Origin of the sequence: Pseudomonas sp. 18175 (assembly GCF_050432925.1) — a bacterium.
Lineage (GTDB): Bacteria > Pseudomonadota > Gammaproteobacteria > Pseudomonadales > Pseudomonadaceae > Aquipseudomonas.
The window spans coordinates 149,404-164,673 of record NZ_JBKFTO010000007.1; the positions used below are offsets into that span (position 1 = coordinate 149,404).

Annotated in this window: 13 protein-coding genes; 6 read left to right on the plus strand and 7 right to left on the minus strand. The window is 61.4% G+C overall.

Going from position 1 to position 15,270, the window contains the following annotated elements; all coding sequences use genetic code 11:
- Positions 1 to 59 precede the first annotated feature (59 nt).
- The 4 genes from ACLD1Y_RS12000 (at position 60) to ACLD1Y_RS12015 (ending at position 6,381) form a co-directional block, all read left to right on the plus strand.
- Complete coding sequence (locus tag ACLD1Y_RS12000) at positions 60 to 1,583, plus strand: fumarate hydratase (RefSeq protein ID WP_016971118.1); 1,524 nt, start codon at positions 60 to 62, stop codon at positions 1,581 to 1,583.
- Positions 1,584 to 1,688: 105 nt separating this feature from the next.
- Complete coding sequence (locus ACLD1Y_RS12005) at positions 1,689 to 3,455, plus strand: ATP-binding protein (protein WP_429478188.1); 1,767 nt, start codon at positions 1,689 to 1,691, stop codon at positions 3,453 to 3,455.
- Complete coding sequence (locus ACLD1Y_RS12010) at positions 3,449 to 4,774, plus strand: sigma-54-dependent transcriptional regulator (RefSeq protein ID WP_429478189.1); 1,326 nt, start codon at positions 3,449 to 3,451, stop codon at positions 4,772 to 4,774. The genes ACLD1Y_RS12005 and ACLD1Y_RS12010 overlap by 7 nt, the downstream gene beginning before the upstream one ends.
- Before the next feature lie 287 nt (positions 4,775 to 5,061).
- Positions 5,062 to 6,381, plus strand: a complete 1,320-nt coding sequence (locus tag ACLD1Y_RS12015; RefSeq protein ID WP_429478190.1) for an MFS transporter — start codon at positions 5,062 to 5,064, stop codon at positions 6,379 to 6,381.
- A 132-nt stretch (positions 6,382 to 6,513) separates the two neighbouring features.
- On the opposite strand, the gene ACLD1Y_RS12020 is transcribed toward ACLD1Y_RS12015, so the two are convergent.
- Positions 6,514 to 7,275 (minus strand): COG4705 family protein, encoded by a 762-nt coding sequence (locus ACLD1Y_RS12020; RefSeq protein ID WP_429478191.1) that lies wholly within the window; start codon positions 7,273 to 7,275, stop codon positions 6,514 to 6,516.
- A 166-nt stretch (positions 7,276 to 7,441) separates the two neighbouring features.
- On the opposite strand from ACLD1Y_RS12020, the gene ACLD1Y_RS12025 reads away from it, so the two are divergent.
- Positions 7,442 to 8,074 carry a flavin reductase family protein gene (locus tag ACLD1Y_RS12025; RefSeq protein ID WP_429478192.1) on the plus strand — a complete coding sequence of 211 codons (633 nt, stop codon included), beginning with the start codon at positions 7,442 to 7,444 and terminating at the stop codon, positions 8,072 to 8,074.
- Positions 8,075 to 8,112: 38 nt separating this feature from the next.
- Here ACLD1Y_RS12025 and ACLD1Y_RS12030 read toward each other — a convergent pair whose 3' ends face one another.
- Complete coding sequence (locus ACLD1Y_RS12030; protein WP_429478193.1) at positions 8,113 to 8,358, minus strand: hypothetical protein; 246 nt, start codon at positions 8,356 to 8,358, stop codon at positions 8,113 to 8,115.
- 34 nt (positions 8,359 to 8,392) lie between these two features.
- A complete protein-coding gene (locus tag ACLD1Y_RS12035) occupies positions 8,393 to 8,734 on the minus strand; it encodes an antibiotic biosynthesis monooxygenase family protein (RefSeq protein WP_016975490.1) in 342 nt (113 codons plus the stop codon).
- 328 nt (positions 8,735 to 9,062) lie between these two features.
- On the opposite strand from ACLD1Y_RS12035, the gene ACLD1Y_RS12040 reads away from it, so the two are divergent.
- Positions 9,063 to 9,992 carry an AraC family transcriptional regulator gene (locus ACLD1Y_RS12040; RefSeq protein ID WP_429478194.1) on the plus strand — a complete coding sequence of 310 codons (930 nt, stop codon included), beginning with the start codon at positions 9,063 to 9,065 and terminating at the stop codon, positions 9,990 to 9,992.
- Between the two features lie 35 nt (positions 9,993 to 10,027).
- Here ACLD1Y_RS12040 and ACLD1Y_RS12045 read toward each other — a convergent pair whose 3' ends face one another.
- From ACLD1Y_RS12045 to edd, 4 genes are all read right to left on the minus strand, one after another.
- On the minus strand, positions 10,028 to 11,509 hold the full coding sequence (locus tag ACLD1Y_RS12045; RefSeq protein WP_429478195.1) for an ATP-binding protein: 1,482 nt from the start codon (positions 11,507 to 11,509) through the stop codon (positions 10,028 to 10,030).
- Positions 11,499 to 12,233 carry a response regulator gene (locus ACLD1Y_RS12050; protein WP_429478196.1) on the minus strand — a complete coding sequence of 245 codons (735 nt, stop codon included), beginning with the start codon at positions 12,231 to 12,233 and terminating at the stop codon, positions 11,499 to 11,501. Before ACLD1Y_RS12050 ends, ACLD1Y_RS12045 begins: the two co-directional genes overlap by 11 nt.
- Positions 12,234 to 12,377: 144 nt before the next feature.
- On the minus strand, positions 12,378 to 13,334 hold the full coding sequence (locus ACLD1Y_RS12055) for a glucokinase (RefSeq protein ID WP_429478197.1): 957 nt from the start codon (positions 13,332 to 13,334) through the stop codon (positions 12,378 to 12,380).
- Positions 13,331 to 15,157: a phosphogluconate dehydratase gene (gene edd, locus ACLD1Y_RS12060; protein WP_429478198.1), complete on the minus strand. Its 1,827-nt coding sequence runs from the start codon at positions 15,155 to 15,157 to the stop codon at positions 13,331 to 13,333. Before edd ends, ACLD1Y_RS12055 begins: the two co-directional genes overlap by 4 nt.
- Positions 15,158 to 15,270: the final 113 nt, after the last annotated feature.

Sequence of the window (15,270 nt, forward strand, 5' to 3'; positions counted from 1 at the left end):
CCGATACACCCCACTGAGCCCACCTTTATTGAATGTTCCCTTATAGAGGAGCGCGACTCATGACCGTGATCAAGCAAGACGACCTGATTCAGAGCGTTGCCGACGCCCTGCAATTCATTTCCTACTACCACCCCGTTGATTTCATCCAGGCCATGCACGAAGCCTACCTGCGCGAAGAATCGCCAGCGGCCCGTGATTCCATCGCCCAGATCCTGATCAACTCGCGCATGTGCGCCACCGGCCATCGCCCGATCTGCCAGGACACCGGTATCGTCACCGTGTTCGTGCGCGTAGGCATGGACGTACGTTGGGATGGCGCCACCATGGGCCTGGACGACATGATCAACGAAGGCGTGCGTCGCGCCTACAACCTGCCGGAAAACGTCCTGCGTGCATCCATCCTCGCCGACCCGGCGGGCGCGCGTAAAAACACCAAGGACAACACCCCGGCGGTCATCCACTATTCCATCGTCCCGGGTAACACCGTGGAAGTGGACGTGGCGGCCAAGGGCGGTGGCTCCGAGAACAAGTCGAAAATGGCCATGCTCAACCCGTCCGACTCGATCGTTGACTGGGTTTTGAAGACCGTTCCGACCATGGGCGCCGGCTGGTGCCCACCGGGCATGCTGGGCATCGGCATCGGCGGCACCGCCGAGAAAGCCGCCGTCATGGCCAAGGAAGTGTTGATGGAGTCCATCGACATCCACGAACTGAAAAAGCGCGGCCCGCAGAACCGTATCGAAGAGATGCGCCTGGAGCTGTTCGAGAAGGTCAACCAACTGGGCATCGGCGCCCAGGGCCTGGGTGGCCTGACCACCGTGCTCGACGTGAAGATCATGGACTACCCAACCCACGCAGCTTCCCTGCCGGTGTGCATGATCCCCAACTGCGCCGCCACCCGTCACGCGCACTTCGTGCTCGACGGTTCGGGCCCGGCGTCGCTGGAAGCGCCACCGTTAGACGCCTACCCGGAAATCGTCTGGGAAGCCGGCCCATCGGCCCGCCGCGTCAACCTCGACACCCTGACCCCGGAAGAAGTGCAGAGCTGGCAGCCGGGCGAAACCGTGTTGCTCAACGGCAAGATGCTCACCGGTCGCGACGCCGCGCACAAGCGCATGGTCGAGATGCTGAACAAAGGTGAAACCCTGCCGGTGGACCTCAAGGGTCGCTTTATCTACTACGTCGGCCCGGTTGATCCGGTGCGCGAAGAAGTGGTTGGCCCGGCAGGCCCGACCACGGCAACGCGGATGGACAAGTTCACCCGTCAGATCCTGGAGCAAACCGGCCTGTTGGGCATGATCGGCAAATCCGAGCGCGGCCCGACCGCCATCGAAGCGATCAAGGACCACAAGGCCGTGTACCTCATGGCCGTTGGCGGCGCCGCTTACCTGGTGGCGCAAGCCATCAAGAAGTCCCGCGTTGTCGCGTTCGCCGAGCTGGGTATGGAAGCGATCTACGAGTTCGACGTCAAAGACATGCCGGTCACCGTTGCGGTGGACAGCAAGGGCGAATCCGTACACATCACAGGTCCTGCCATCTGGCAGAAAAAGATCAGTGAAAGCCTGGCGGTAGAAGTGCAGTAAGCGCTTCCCCGCACGGATAAAGGCGACTGCAGCCCCATGGCCCAGTCGCCTTTTTTATGGCGCATGGTATGGTGCACTCCCCTTACTGCGCCTGTTCATCACCGTATGATCGTGATCCCTCGCCCCCTGCGCTTGACCTTCTATTCCTTGCTGATCATCGCCGGCGCACTGCTGGCCGCAGCCTTGGCCACCCGCCATGCCGAACGCCAAGCCCTGGTGGACGACGCCGCCCGTGCCAATCAGCAACTCATGCTGTACGGCAACTCCTTGCACACCCTGATCGAACGCTACCGTGCCCTGCCCGCCGTGCTGGCGCTGGACTCGGAAATGATCAGCGCCTTGAAAGGTCCGCTGGATGCCACCACCCAGGACGTGCTCAACCGCAAGCTGGAGCGCATCAACGGTGCCGCGCAGTCATCCACCCTGGAATTGATGGACCGCACCGGCCTGGCCGTGGCTGCCAGCAACTGGAACCTGCCTAGCAGTTACGTCGGGCATAACTATGCATTCCGGCCGTATTTCAGCCAGACCTTGAGCCAAGGCACCGGGCGCTTTTTTGCCGTGGGCGTGACCACGGGTGTACCTGGGTATTTCCTCTCTAGCGCCGTGGTGGATGAACACGAGCAGTTCCTCGGCGCCATGGTGGTCAAGCTGGAGTTCCCCGAGCTTGAACGCGAATGGGCTCAGGGCAACGACCTACTGTTGGTCAGCGACGCGCGGGGCATTGTGTTTATCGCCAACCAACCGGGCTGGCGTTACCGCAACCTGCGACCACTGTCGGACAACGACTTGGCCGAACTCAAGGCCACTCGCCAATACGACAAGAAACAACTGCAACCGTTGGAGACCCAGCCACTGCAACGCTTTGACGACAACAGCCACCTGATGCGCGTCAACGGTCCCGACGGCAACGCCAATTACATCTGGGAATCGCTGCCGCTCAAAGCTGAGGGCTGGACCCTGCACCTGCTGCGCAAACCGCAGTTCGCCTTTGAGGACCAACGCAACGCGGGGCTTGCTGCCGCAGGCTCCTGGCTGGCGCTGGTGTTCCTGGTGCTGTTCCTGACCCAACGCTGGCGCCTGGCCCGTTTGCGTCAGCGCAGCCGCGAAGAGCTGGAGCAACTGGTGGAAGAGCGCACCCAGGCGCTGCGCACCGCCCAGGACGGCCTGGTGCAATCGGCCAAGCTGGCGGCGCTGGGGCAGATGTCCGCCGCCCTCGCCCATGAGATCAACCAACCGCTGACGGCCCAGCGCATGCAACTGGCCACCTTGCGCCTGCTGCTGGACCACGGTCGCGTGGACGATGCCTACAAGGCCCTCACCCCGCTGGACGAAATGCTCACGCGCATGGCCGCGCTCACCGGTCACCTCAAGACCTTCGCGCGCAAAAGCCCCAGCGGCCTGCGCGAGCGGTTGGACCTGGCGCTGGTGGTCGACCAATCCCTGCACTTGCTCGACGCTCGACTGCGCGATGAAGGCATTGGCGTCGTACTCGACCTGACCCGCCCGGCCTGGGTGCGCGGCGACGCGATCCGCCTGGAGCAAGTGCTGATCAACCTGCTGCGTAATGCGCTCGACGCCATGGCCGACAAGCCGCGCAAACGCCTGGAGATACGTCTGCATGCCGACCAGCAGCTTTGGGTGTTGACCGTCAGCGACAGCGGTGGCGGCATTGCCGAGGAGCACCTGAACAGTGTGTTCGACCCATTCTTCACCACCAAACCGGTGGGCGATGGGCTTGGCCTGGGGCTGGCAGTGTCTTACGCCATCGTGCATGAATTGGGCGGGCGCCTGATCGCCGGTAACCGTGGCGACGGCGCCGTGTTTACCCTGACCTTGCCCATCGCGCTGGAGACACCCGACCTATGTTGAACGCGGTGATTGTGGTCGATGACGAAGCCAGTATTCGTACGGCCGTGGAGCAATGGCTGAGCCTGTCGGGGTTCGAGGTGCAGCTGTTCAGCCGCGCCGAGCAATGCCTGGCGCAATTACCCAAGGACTTCCCTGGCGTGATCCTGAGCGATGTGCGCATGCCCGGGCTCAGCGGCCTGGAACTGTTGGCCGAAGTTCGCCGCCGCGATGCCGACCTGCCGGTGATCCTGCTCACCGGCCACGGTGATGTACCGATGGCGGTCGAAGCCATGCGCGATGGTGCCTACGATTTCTTGGAAAAACCCTTCAGCCCTGACGCCCTGCTCAACAGCCTGCGCCGCGCCCTCGACAAGCGCGGGCTGATCCTGGAAAACCGCCGCCTGCATCAACAAGCCGACCATCGCACGCAATTGGAGTCGACGCTGCTAGGCGTGTCCCGGGGTTTGCAGAACCTGCGCCGCCAGGTGCTGGACCTGGCGAGCTTGCCGGTCAACGTACTGATCCGTGGCGAAACCGGCAGCGGCAAGGAACTGGTCGCACGCTGCCTGCATGACTTTGGCCCTCGGGCGAAAAAGCCCTTCGTGGCGCTCAACTGCGCGGCGATCCCCGAGCAATTGTTTGAAGCCGAGTTGTTCGGCCATGAGAGCGGCGCGTTCACCGGCGCTCAGGGCAAGCGCATCGGCAAGTTGGAATATGCCCACGGCGGCACCTTGTTCCTCGATGAAATCGAAAGCATGCCCCTGGCCCAACAAGTGAAACTGCTGCGGGTGTTGCAGGAACAGAAGCTGGAACGGCTGGGCTCCAATCAAAGCATCCATGTGGACTTGCGCATCATCGCCGCGACCAAACCAGACCTGCTGGAAGAAGCCCGCGCCGGGCGTTTTCGCGAAGACTTGGCCTACCGGCTGAACGTCGCGCAACTGCGCCTGCCACCCTTGCGCGAGCGGCGCGAAGACATTCCGCTGTTGTTCGAACACTTTGCCCACAGCGCTGGTGAACGCCTGGGGCGCAGTGTCGAGCCCTTGAGCGGCGCGCAGTTGGGGCGGCTGCTCGGCCATGACTGGCCGGGTAACGTGCGAGAACTGGCCAACTTCGCCGAACGCCAAGTGCTGGGGCTGGGCGATCCGGAGCCGGAAGGAATCGAAGCCGGGCAATCGTTGGCGGCGCAGCAGGAGGCCTTTGAGGCACATTGCCTGAAAGCGGCGCTGACCCGGCACAAAGGCGATATCAAGGCGGTGTTGGCGGAGCTGCAACTGCCACGGCGGACCTTCAATGAGAAGATGCAGCGGCATGGGTTGGTGAGGGAGACTTTTCTCTAGATAGCCCGTTGTGGTGCCTGCCAGGCCGCCATCGCGGGCAAGCCCGGCTCCCACATTTTGATCTGTGAACACATTCAAGAGTGGGAGCTGGCTTGCCTGCGATGAGGCCAGCAGCCATAAGCGGATTTCCGCTCGTCACCCAAGAATCATCAGCAACATTCCGCTCAAAAAAATCCCCCAAGCCCTCTATTCAGGGCCTTCATCTACTTGGCACAGCTCCTGCTATAGCCCCAGCCAGGCTGTGCCCCGGCACGCTCCATAAAAACAACTAAATGAAGGATCCTTCAATGGATAACTCCAACGCCCTGCCTCTGGGGTCGGCGGCCGCGCCGACGAAAGAGCGCACCACTTCCAGCCGCATCAAATCGATTTTCAGTGGTTCCGTCGGCAACATGGTCGAGTGGTACGACTGGTACGTCTACGCCGCCTTCTCTCTGTATTTCGCCAAGACCTTCTTCCCGAAAGGCGACACTACCGCCCAACTGCTCAACACTGCTGCGATCTTCGCCGTGGGCTTCCTGATGCGCCCCATCGGTGGCTGGCTGATGGGCCTCTATGCCGACAAAGTCGGGCGTAAAAAAGCCCTGATGGCCTCGGTGTACCTGATGTGCTTCGGCTCGCTGCTGATTGCCCTGAGCCCAGGTTATGAAATCATCGGTATCGGTGCGCCGATCCTGCTGGTGTTTGCCCGCTTGCTGCAGGGGTTGTCGGTGGGCGGCGAATACGGCACCTCCGCCACCTACCTCAGCGAGATGGCCACCAAGGAACGCCGTGGTTTCTACTCCAGCTTCCAGTACGTAACCCTGATCTCCGGCCAGCTCATCGCCCTGGCGGTGCTGATTGTGCTGCAACAGCTGCTCACCACCGAGCAACTGTACGCCTGGGGCTGGCGTATCCCGTTCGCCATCGGCGCCCTGTGCGCAGTGGTCGCTCTTTATCTGCGTCGCGGCATGGAAGAAACCGAGTCGTTCACCAAGAAGGAAAAAGCCAAGGAAAGCGCGATGCGCACCTTGATGCGTCACCCCAAGGAACTGATGACCGTGGTCGGCCTGACCATGGGCGGCACCCTGGCCTTCTACACCTACACCACCTACATGCAGAAATACCTGGTGAACACCGTCGGCATGAGCATTTCTGACTCCACCACCATTTCGGCGGCGACGCTGTTTCTGTTTATGTGCCTGCAACCCCTGGTAGGTGGGCTGTCAGACAAAATCGGCCGTCGGCCAATCCTGATCGCCTTCGGCATCCTGGGTACGCTGTTCACCGTGCCGATCCTCACCACCCTGCACACCATCCAGACCTGGTGGGGCGCGTTCTTCCTGATCATGGCCGCGCTGATCATCGTCAGCGGCTACACCTCGATCAACGCCGTGGTGAAGGCCGAGCTGTTTCCTACCGAGATCCGTGCACTGGGCGTAGGCCTGCCGTATGCGCTGACCGTGTCGATCTTCGGTGGTACGGCTGAATACATCGCGCTGTGGTTCAAGAGCATTGGCATGGAGACCGGGTATTACTGGTACGTGACTGGGTGTATCGCGGTGTCGCTGCTGGTTTATGTGACCATGAAGGACACCCGCAAACATTCGCGGATTACCACCGACTAAAAACGCTGGGAGCGGGCTTTTGTGGCGAGGGAGCTTGCTCCCGCTGGAGTGCGGAGCGCTCCCAAAATCTTGGGCCGCTTCGCAGCCCAGCGGGAGCAAGCTCCCTCGCCACAGCAAGCCCGCTCCCACAGTTTAGTTTTGTGTCGCCTGGCTAATGCGGTCAGGTCCATACCGCCGCTGCGCATACGCCGCCCCGGCAATCATCACCACCAGCACCGCCGCCAACACCGCCGACGAGCCAATGGTGCCGAAATCCAGCCCGCCCTTTTCATGGGGCTTGGTGAGGAAGTCCCCCAAGGTCGCGCCAAACGGCCGGGTCAACACAAACGCCACCCAAAACAACAACACCGACGAGATCTGCGTGAAGTACTTAAGCGCCACCACGGCTGCAATGGTCGAGCCGATCAGCAAGGCGCCGCCGGCAAAACCAAGCCCCGAGTCGTCTGCCAGGAAGTCCCCCAACGCCGTACCCAAGGTGTTGGAAAACAGAATTGCCATCCAGTAGAACAGTTCCCCACGAAAGGTCTGCACCTTGTTCACGTTCAGCGAATCACCGCTGAGGTGCCACATCGCAAAAATGATCATCAGGATCACGATCAGAATCATCGAGCCCGTGGCGTAACCCAGGCCCAGGGTGCGGTCCATGAAGTCCGACATGGTGGTGCCGGCGGTGCTGGTGGACAGGATCACGATCCAGTACAGCACCGGGTTGTAGGTTTTCGACCACAGCTGCGTCACCAACGTGACCAGGAACACGCTGATCAGGATCATCGAGCTGAGGGCATAGCCGACATTCAGGGTCATCGAGAGCAAATCCCCGGCGGTTTCGCCCAGGGTGGTTGCGCAGATTTTCATGACCCAGAACGCGAGGGTGATCTGAGGAAGTTTATTCATGGGGTGGGAGGCTCCGAAGCGCAGTCATTCAATTGGCCGCAGACTGAACGTGGAGCTGTGAAAAATAGGTGGGCGCTGTATGAAAATTCCATATCGTTGATGGAAATCCGCCGCCATGCCTTGCAGTATGGCGGCTTCACTGAACTCAACCGCAGGAACCCCGGCCATGCCTGACGACATTCATTTCTACGAACCCGCCAACGGCCACGGCCTGCCCCATGACCCCTTCAATGCCATCGTCGGCCCACGCCCGATTGGCTGGATCTCGTCACAGGACAGCGAGGGCCGCCTGAACCTGGCGCCCTACAGTTTCTTCAATGCGTTCAACTACATTCCGCCGATCATTGGTTTTTCCAGTGTCGGGCGCAAAGACAGCCTGAACAACATCGAACAGACCGGCGAGTTTGTGTGGAACCTGGCGACCCGTCCGCTGGCCGAGCAAATGAACCAAAGCTGTGCAGCGGTAGCACCTGAGGTGAATGAGTTCGAGCTGTCCGGGCTGACGCCGGTGGCCTCGAAAATCATCAGTGTGCCACGGGTGGGCGAGAGCCCGGTGGCGTTTGAATGCAAGGTGACGCAGATCATTCAGTTGCAGCGAGCCGACAAGGCGCTGGTGCCGAGCTGGCTGGTGCTGGGTGAGGTGGTAGCGGTGCACATTGCCAAATGGCTGCTCAAGGATGGCATTTACGACACGGCGGCGGCAGAGCCGATTCTGCGCGGGGGTGGGCCGGCGGATTACTTCCAGTTGGGGCCGGAGGCACTGTTCAAGATGTATCGCCCGGGTGTCAGCCGCCCCTGACTGAAACACAGTAAAAAATGTGGGAGCGGCGGTGTTGTTTAGATTGAGGCAGTTGCCCAAGCCAACTGGCCCTCTTCATCCACATCAACCAAGCGTTCAAGCTGCAACGCAGCCGCATCATCGGCATCAGACGCCGTCTTGAACGTCTGCCCATCAAGGATCTTGTGAAAACGCGGTGCGCCCATGCCATCCAGTGCCTTGACGGCGACGGCGGCGCTGTAGCCACCTTCTCCCGGCACTACGGCGGAAACGGCTTCGTGGTGGGCAAACTCTTTACGTGCCATGTTGCAGGTCCTGGACAATGGAAAGGCGGCCATTCTAACCCGCCAATTGCAGGTACTCGCCATAGGCATGGGCGGCGGATGCATCGGTGAAGGTCTGGAAGTCCATGCTGCGCACCACCATGTCATTCAACAGCTCGGTAAAGATCATCAGCGCCGGCGAGTTGAAGTAGGCGCTCATGGCCTGCTCGCTGCTCCAAAAACCCGAGACCAGCCACACATCGGGGTCAACCTGGGAATGCTGCAACGAGAATTGCAGGCAGCCCTGAGCCTGGCGGCCCGGTTCGATCAAACTGCTCAAGCGTGCACCGAGTTCGGTGCTGCACCCGGTACGGGCACGGATAAAGGCCATATGGCTCGCGGGAATGGGGGTGGACATGTGCGACTCTCCCGTTGAGAAGTGATGCTCGGCAAGCACGGTGAGGGTGTGTTGCCACAGGATCAACGATAGCGGCGCGCAGGTGACTACGGTTAGTCGATTCCTGCTGGCTTATTGCACAATCCTGCCAGAAGCGTAGAGGGGACGTGGGTGCCCCTGGTTTTATTCCACGGTTAAACGCCTTGTTTCAGAGAGATGACAGCACGCGCGCTTGCCTGATTCACGCTATGGCGCAGGATCAGGCAAGGATTGTGCAGAATCGACCTACCACTTTTGGAAAAGCCGCCGCTAAGCTTGCCTCATCAAAAAAGCCTGTAGAGGACACCCCATGTCGTCGCCTGATCACCCGTCCATTCCCCTCGATGCCGAGATGGAAAAGCAGCGCGCCGAACTGGCCAGTATCGTGCACCGGCATACGTGGGAGGATGGTTCCTACGGCACCGCTGTCACCTCGCTGTACCTCAACCGCCACAACGCGCCACGTGACTTCATGCCGGTGCTGGTGGAGCCTGCGCTGTGCATCCTCGCCAGTGGCAGCAAGGAAGTGCGCCTGGCCGACGAGATCTTTGCCTACGACCCGCTCAACTACTTGGTGTTTTCGGTGGCCATGCCGGTGGCTGGGCGCATCATCGAGGCCACGGCCGAAGACCCGAACCTGTCGGTGCGCATCAATATCGACCCGGCGCAGCTCACGGCACTGATCGCCGAGGCAGGTCCCATGGGTGTGCCGTCGCGGCCGACTTCTCGCGGGATGTATGTGGACCGTATCGACACCCAACTGCTCGACGCGGTACTGCGCCTGGCGCGATTGCTGGACACGCCCAAAGACATCGCGATGCTGGCACCGTTGATCAACCGCGAGATTCTCTACCGCCTGTTGCGTGGGCCGCAGGGCTACCGGCTGTATGAAATTGCCGTGGCCAACAGCCAGAGCCATCGAGTAAGCCAGGCGATCACGTGGTTGAACGGCAACTATGAACAGCCGCTGCGCATCGACGACCTGGCCAAGGAAGTGAACCTGAGCGTGTCGACTTTGCACCACCGCTTTAAGGCGATCACTGCCATGAGCCCGTTGCAGTATCAAAAGCAGCTGCGCTTGCAGGAAGCGCGGCGGTTGATGATTGCCGAAGGCTTGGAAGCCTCGGCGGCGGGGTATCGGGTGGGGTATGAGAGCCCGTCGCAGTTCAGTCGGGAATACAGCCGGTTATTCGGCGCGCCGCCCTTGCGAGACTTGGCTCGTCTGCGCCAAACCCTCTGATTAAACAGAGATCAAAAATGTGGGAGCGGCGATCTCTAGTCCAAGCCACGCGGCAATTGCAAGGTGACCCGTAGGCCTCCCTCCCGCAAATTCTGCAAACTCACCTCCCCCCCATGGCTGTGAGCAATATTGCGCGCAATACCCAAGCCCAAGCCATAACCCTGCTGCTGCCCGGCCAGGCGGAAATGCGGTTCAAACACCTGCTCCAACCGTTGCTCCGGTACGCCTGGACCTTCGTCATCCACATGCAGGATGAACTCAGCACCGTCGTCCTCGATATGCAAATGGGCGTTCTGTCCGTACTTCAAGGCGTTGTCGATCAGGTTGCCAATGCAGCGCTTGAGCGCCAGCGGTTTGCCAGGGTAGGTGACCAGTGCGCGCCCGTGCTGGGTGACACGGCCATTGCCGTGGGGCGCAAGGTACGGCTCCACCAGGCAATCGAGCACATGGTTGAGGTCCACCGGCTCGATGTTCTCGTGGATGTCGGTGTCTTTCACGCATTGCAGCGCGCCTTTGACCAACAACTCCAGCTCATCCAGGTCGCGGCCGAATTTGATTTGCAGGTTCTCGTCTTCCAACAGCTCCACCCGCAGGCGCAGGCGCGTGATGGGCGTGCGTAAGTCGTGGGAGATCGCGCTGAACAGTTGGCTGCGTTCGGTGAGGTAACGGCTGATGCGTTCGCGCATGGCGTTGAAGGCGCGGCCCACTTCCACCACTTCGCTGCCGCCGCCTTCGGCCACCGGCTCTACGTCGGCGCCCAGGGACATGTCCCGCGCTGCCCGCGCCAAACGCTTGAGCGGCCGGCTTTGCCAGTGCACCAATAGACCGATAAACAGCAGCAAAAAGCCGCTGGTCAGCACGATAAACCACACTTGCTGGGACGGCAGGCCTTGCTCTTCAAGGCTGGTGTAGGGCTCGGGCAATAGCGAGGCAATGTACAACCACTCGCCGGGCGCCAGTTGGATCTGGGTGACCAACACCGGCGGATTCACCGGCTCCAGGGTCAGTGCGTAATGGGCCCAGGAGCGTGGCAATTCATCGAGTTTCAAGCCGGCGTTGAAGATACGCAGGTCTTCAGCGCTGACGAACTCCACCGAGATATGCACATCAGCGCCCAACGTCTGGCGCAACACTTCATCCACGGCCACCAGCACCGCCTGTTTACGCGGTGTTTCCGGTAGCACCTGCATGTCCAGCGGACGGTCGTTGAGGGTTACGACAAAACGCGTGCCGCCCATGCTACGCAATTGGTCCAGCACCAACGGGCGATAGGCAACCGGCAATGAACGGAAATAACTCACGCTGGCGGTCATCGAGTGCGCCAGGCTGCGGGCGCTGGTGACCAGCCCTTCGAGTTGGGTGGCACGCAGTTGCGAGACCCAGATCACGCTGGACAGCGCCTGGGCGAACAACACCGCGAGCAAGGTCAGCAGCAACATGCGCCCCAGCAACGAGCGCGGTACCGGAAAACGCCGGCGGCGTTCGCTCAGGTGTTCGCCCAGTTGCTCAGTGCGCATTGCCGGCAACCACGCTGGCTGCCAGTTGGTAACCGCTGCCACGCACGGTGCGGATCAGCCTCGGTGGCTTTTCGGTATCGCGCAGGCGTTGGCGCAGGCGGCTCACGGCCATGTCGACGATACGGTCCAGCGGCATCAGGTCACGGCCACGGGTGGCGTTGCCGATGGTGTCGCGGTCGAGGATCTGTTGCGGGTGGTCGAGGAACAACTTGAGCAGGGCAAAGTCGGCACCGGAGAGGATCACTTCTTCGCCATCCTCGTGAAACAAGCGGTGGCTGATCATGTCCAGGCGCCACTCGTCGAACACCAACACGTCGCTGCTGCCGCTGCGCTCCTGACCGAATTGGGCACGGCGCAACAGGGCCTTGATGCGTGCTTGCAACTCGCGGGGGCTGAAGGGTTTGCCGATGTAATCGTCGGCGCCCAGCTCCAGGCCGATCACCCGGTCGGTCTCGTCAGAGCTGGCGGTGAGCATGATGATTGGCACCTGCGCCTGGCGCGGGTGTTGGCGAATCCAGCGGCAGAGGCTGAAGCCATCTTCGTCCGGCAGCATTACATCGAGGATCACCAGGTCGCACGGCGCCTCGTTCATCGCCTGGCGGAACCCCGCACCATCCGGCACGCCACGTACCTGGAAACCGGCGCGGCTGAGGTAGGTTTGCAGCAATTCGCGAATTTCCTGGTCGTCGTCGACGAGGAGAATGGATTTACTGATTACGCTCACGGGGGCCTCCTTGTTGTTATGGCCAAGCTTAAGTCATTTGTTGCCCTTGAGGCCCCCTTCGCGAGCAAGCCCGCTCCCACATTTTGACCGTGTGAACCCGATCAACTGTGGGAGGGGGCTTGCTCCCGATGAGGCCATAAGTGCCTACGCAAAAGCCTGTTCGAGCGCGACTCCAGCCCCAGTCAACCCGGAATACGGCGCCGTCACCAACCACACAGGAATACCCTTGAAGTAGTCACTCATGCAGCCCTTGTCACTAAAGCTCTTGGCGAAACCACTGTTGATAAAGAAGTCGGCAAACCTCGGTATCACGCCACCCACGATATACACACCGCCGCGTCCACCGGTGGTCAGCACATTGTTGCCCGCTACCCGGCCGAGCCAGATGCTGAACTGGTCCAATACTTCCATCGCCACCGGGTCGCCGGCCAGGCCTGCGGCCGTGATGGCTTCCGGTGTGTCCAGCACCGGCGTGTGCCCATCCACCGCACAAATAGCCCGGTACAAACGCGGCAAGCCGCCACCGCTCAAGGCGGTTTCGGCGCTGACGTGGCCGATTTCACTGTGGATGTGCTGCCACAGCTGGGTTTCACGCGGGCTGCTCAGGGGTAGGTCGACATGGCCGCCCTCCCCCGGCAGCGCGGCAAAGCGGCCAGCGCCCAGGTCCAGCAGGGTGCCAACGCCCAGGCCGGTGCCCGGACCGATCACCACCGCCGGGCGCAACGGTTCCGGCGTGCCTTCGCAGACCACGCGGAATTCGTCGGGTTTGAGGCGGGTCATACCCAGGGCCATGGCCGAGAAGTCGTTGACCAACAGCAGTTCATCCACCTGCAACGTCTTGCAAAACGCTGTCTTGCTCAGGCGCCAGTGGTTGTTGGTGAACTTGAATTCATCGCCACTCACGGGACCTGCCACCGACAGGCACACGGCGCCGATGTCGCCGATTTGCAGGCCTTCTTCCTTGAGGTAAACCTTGATCGCGTCCTCAGGGCTGGCATGATCCGCCGTGGCGTGCACGCGGATCGAATGCAGCTCCTGGTCCCGCCACAACGCAAAACGGGCGTTGGTTCCACCGATGTCACCGACCAGCGCAAGCTTCACTTAAGCGTCTCCAAGGCACAGGTAAAGGCGCTGGCGCCTTGCTCTGCGGAGCTTGCGGCCAAGCGCATAAATGCAAACAGCTCGCGACCGGCTCCCACGTTATTGCCCAACAGGCCCGTGGCAGGCGCGCGCGCTGCAAATTCTTCGGCGTCCACCTTAAGCTCCAGGGTGCCCTTCACGCCATCGACGCGAATGATATCGCCATCGCGCACCCGCGCCAGCGGCCCGCCGCTCTGGGCTTCGGGGTTGACGTGGATAGCGGCGGGAATCTTACCCGAGGCGCCGGACATGCGCCCGTCTGTTACCAACGCCACTTTGAAGCCGCGGTCCTGCAACACGCCGAGGAACGGGGTCATCTTGTGCAGTTCGGGCATGCCGTTGGAGCGCGGGCCCTGGAAGCGCATCACTGCGACAAAGTCTTTTTCCAGCTGGCCGGCCTTGAATGCATCAGCCAGGTCTTGTTGGTCCTGGAACACCACCGCCGGTGCTTCGACAATCTGGTGCTCAGGGGCCACGGCGGAGACTTTCATCACGCCACGGCCGAGGTTGCCTTCCATCACGCGCAAGCCGCCTTCCGGTGAGAATGCACGGGCCACGGGACGCAGGATGGTTTCGTCGAGGCTTTCGATAGGGCCGTCGCGCCAGATCAGCTCGCCGTCCACCAGGAACGGCTCCTGGGTGTAGCGGCTCAAGCCCTTGCCGGCCACGGTGTTGACGTCTTCGTGGAGCAGGCCGGCTTCGAGCAGTTCGCGGATCAGGAACGACATGCCGCCCGCTGCCTGGAAGTGGTTGATATCAGCCTTGCCGTTTGGATACACGTGGGACAGGGTCGGCACCACCTCGGAGAGGTCGGCCATGTCGTCCCAAGTCAAAATGATCCCCGCCGACATGGCAATGGCCGGCATGTGCAGGGTGTGGTTGGTGGAACCGCCGGTGGCGTTGAGGGCGATGATGGAGTTGACGATGGACTTCTCATCGACGATCTCGCCGATCGGCATGAAGCTGCCATTGGCCTTGGTCAAGCGCGTGACTTGGTGTGCGGCCTCGCGGGTCAGCGCATCACGCAACGGCGTGTACGGGTTGACGAACGAGGCGCCCGGCAGGTGCAGGCCCATCACTTCCATCAGCAACTGGTTGGTGTTGGCGGTGCCGTAGAAGGTGCAGGTGCCAGGGCTGTGGTAGGACTTCATCTCCGATTCCAGCAGCTCTTCGCGGGTGGCCTTGCCTTCGGCGTAGCGCTGGCGCACATCGGCTTTCTGTTTGTTGGAGATGCCGGACGGCATCGGGCCGCCGGGTACGAAGATCATCGGCAGGTGGCCGTAGCGCAACGCGCCCATCATCAGGCCGGGAACGATCTTGTCGCAGATGCCCAGCATCAGCGCGGCGTCGAACATGTTGTGGGACAGCGCTACCGCCGTGGACATGGCAATCACTTCACGGCTGAGCAGGCTCAGCTCCATGCCCGGCTCGCCTTGGGTTACGCCGTCGCACATCGCGGGAGTGCCACCGGCGAACTGGCCAACCGAACCGACTTCACGCAGGGCTTTCTTGATCTGTTCGGGGAAATGTTCGTACGGCTGGTGCGCCGAGAGCATGTCGTTATATGACGAAACAATTGCCACGTTGGCGGCATTCATCATTCGCAGACTATTTTTATCTTCAGTGCCGCAACCGGCCACGCCGTGGGCAAAGTTGGCGCATTGCAGCTTGCCGCGCATCGGACCGTCGCTGGCTGCGCCGCGAATGAGCGCAAGGTAAGCCTCGCGGGTGGCGCGGCTACGGGCGATAAGCCGTTCGGTGACCTCAAGGACGCGGGGATGCATGTGTAGAACTCCAGGCTAACGGATGTGGCGACCTGAGTGTCTATGCTGGTCAAACGCCCGCCGCGAAGAGGTTGGCAGGGTGTTACTTGACCAATCGGACCAGTTGATTCAGG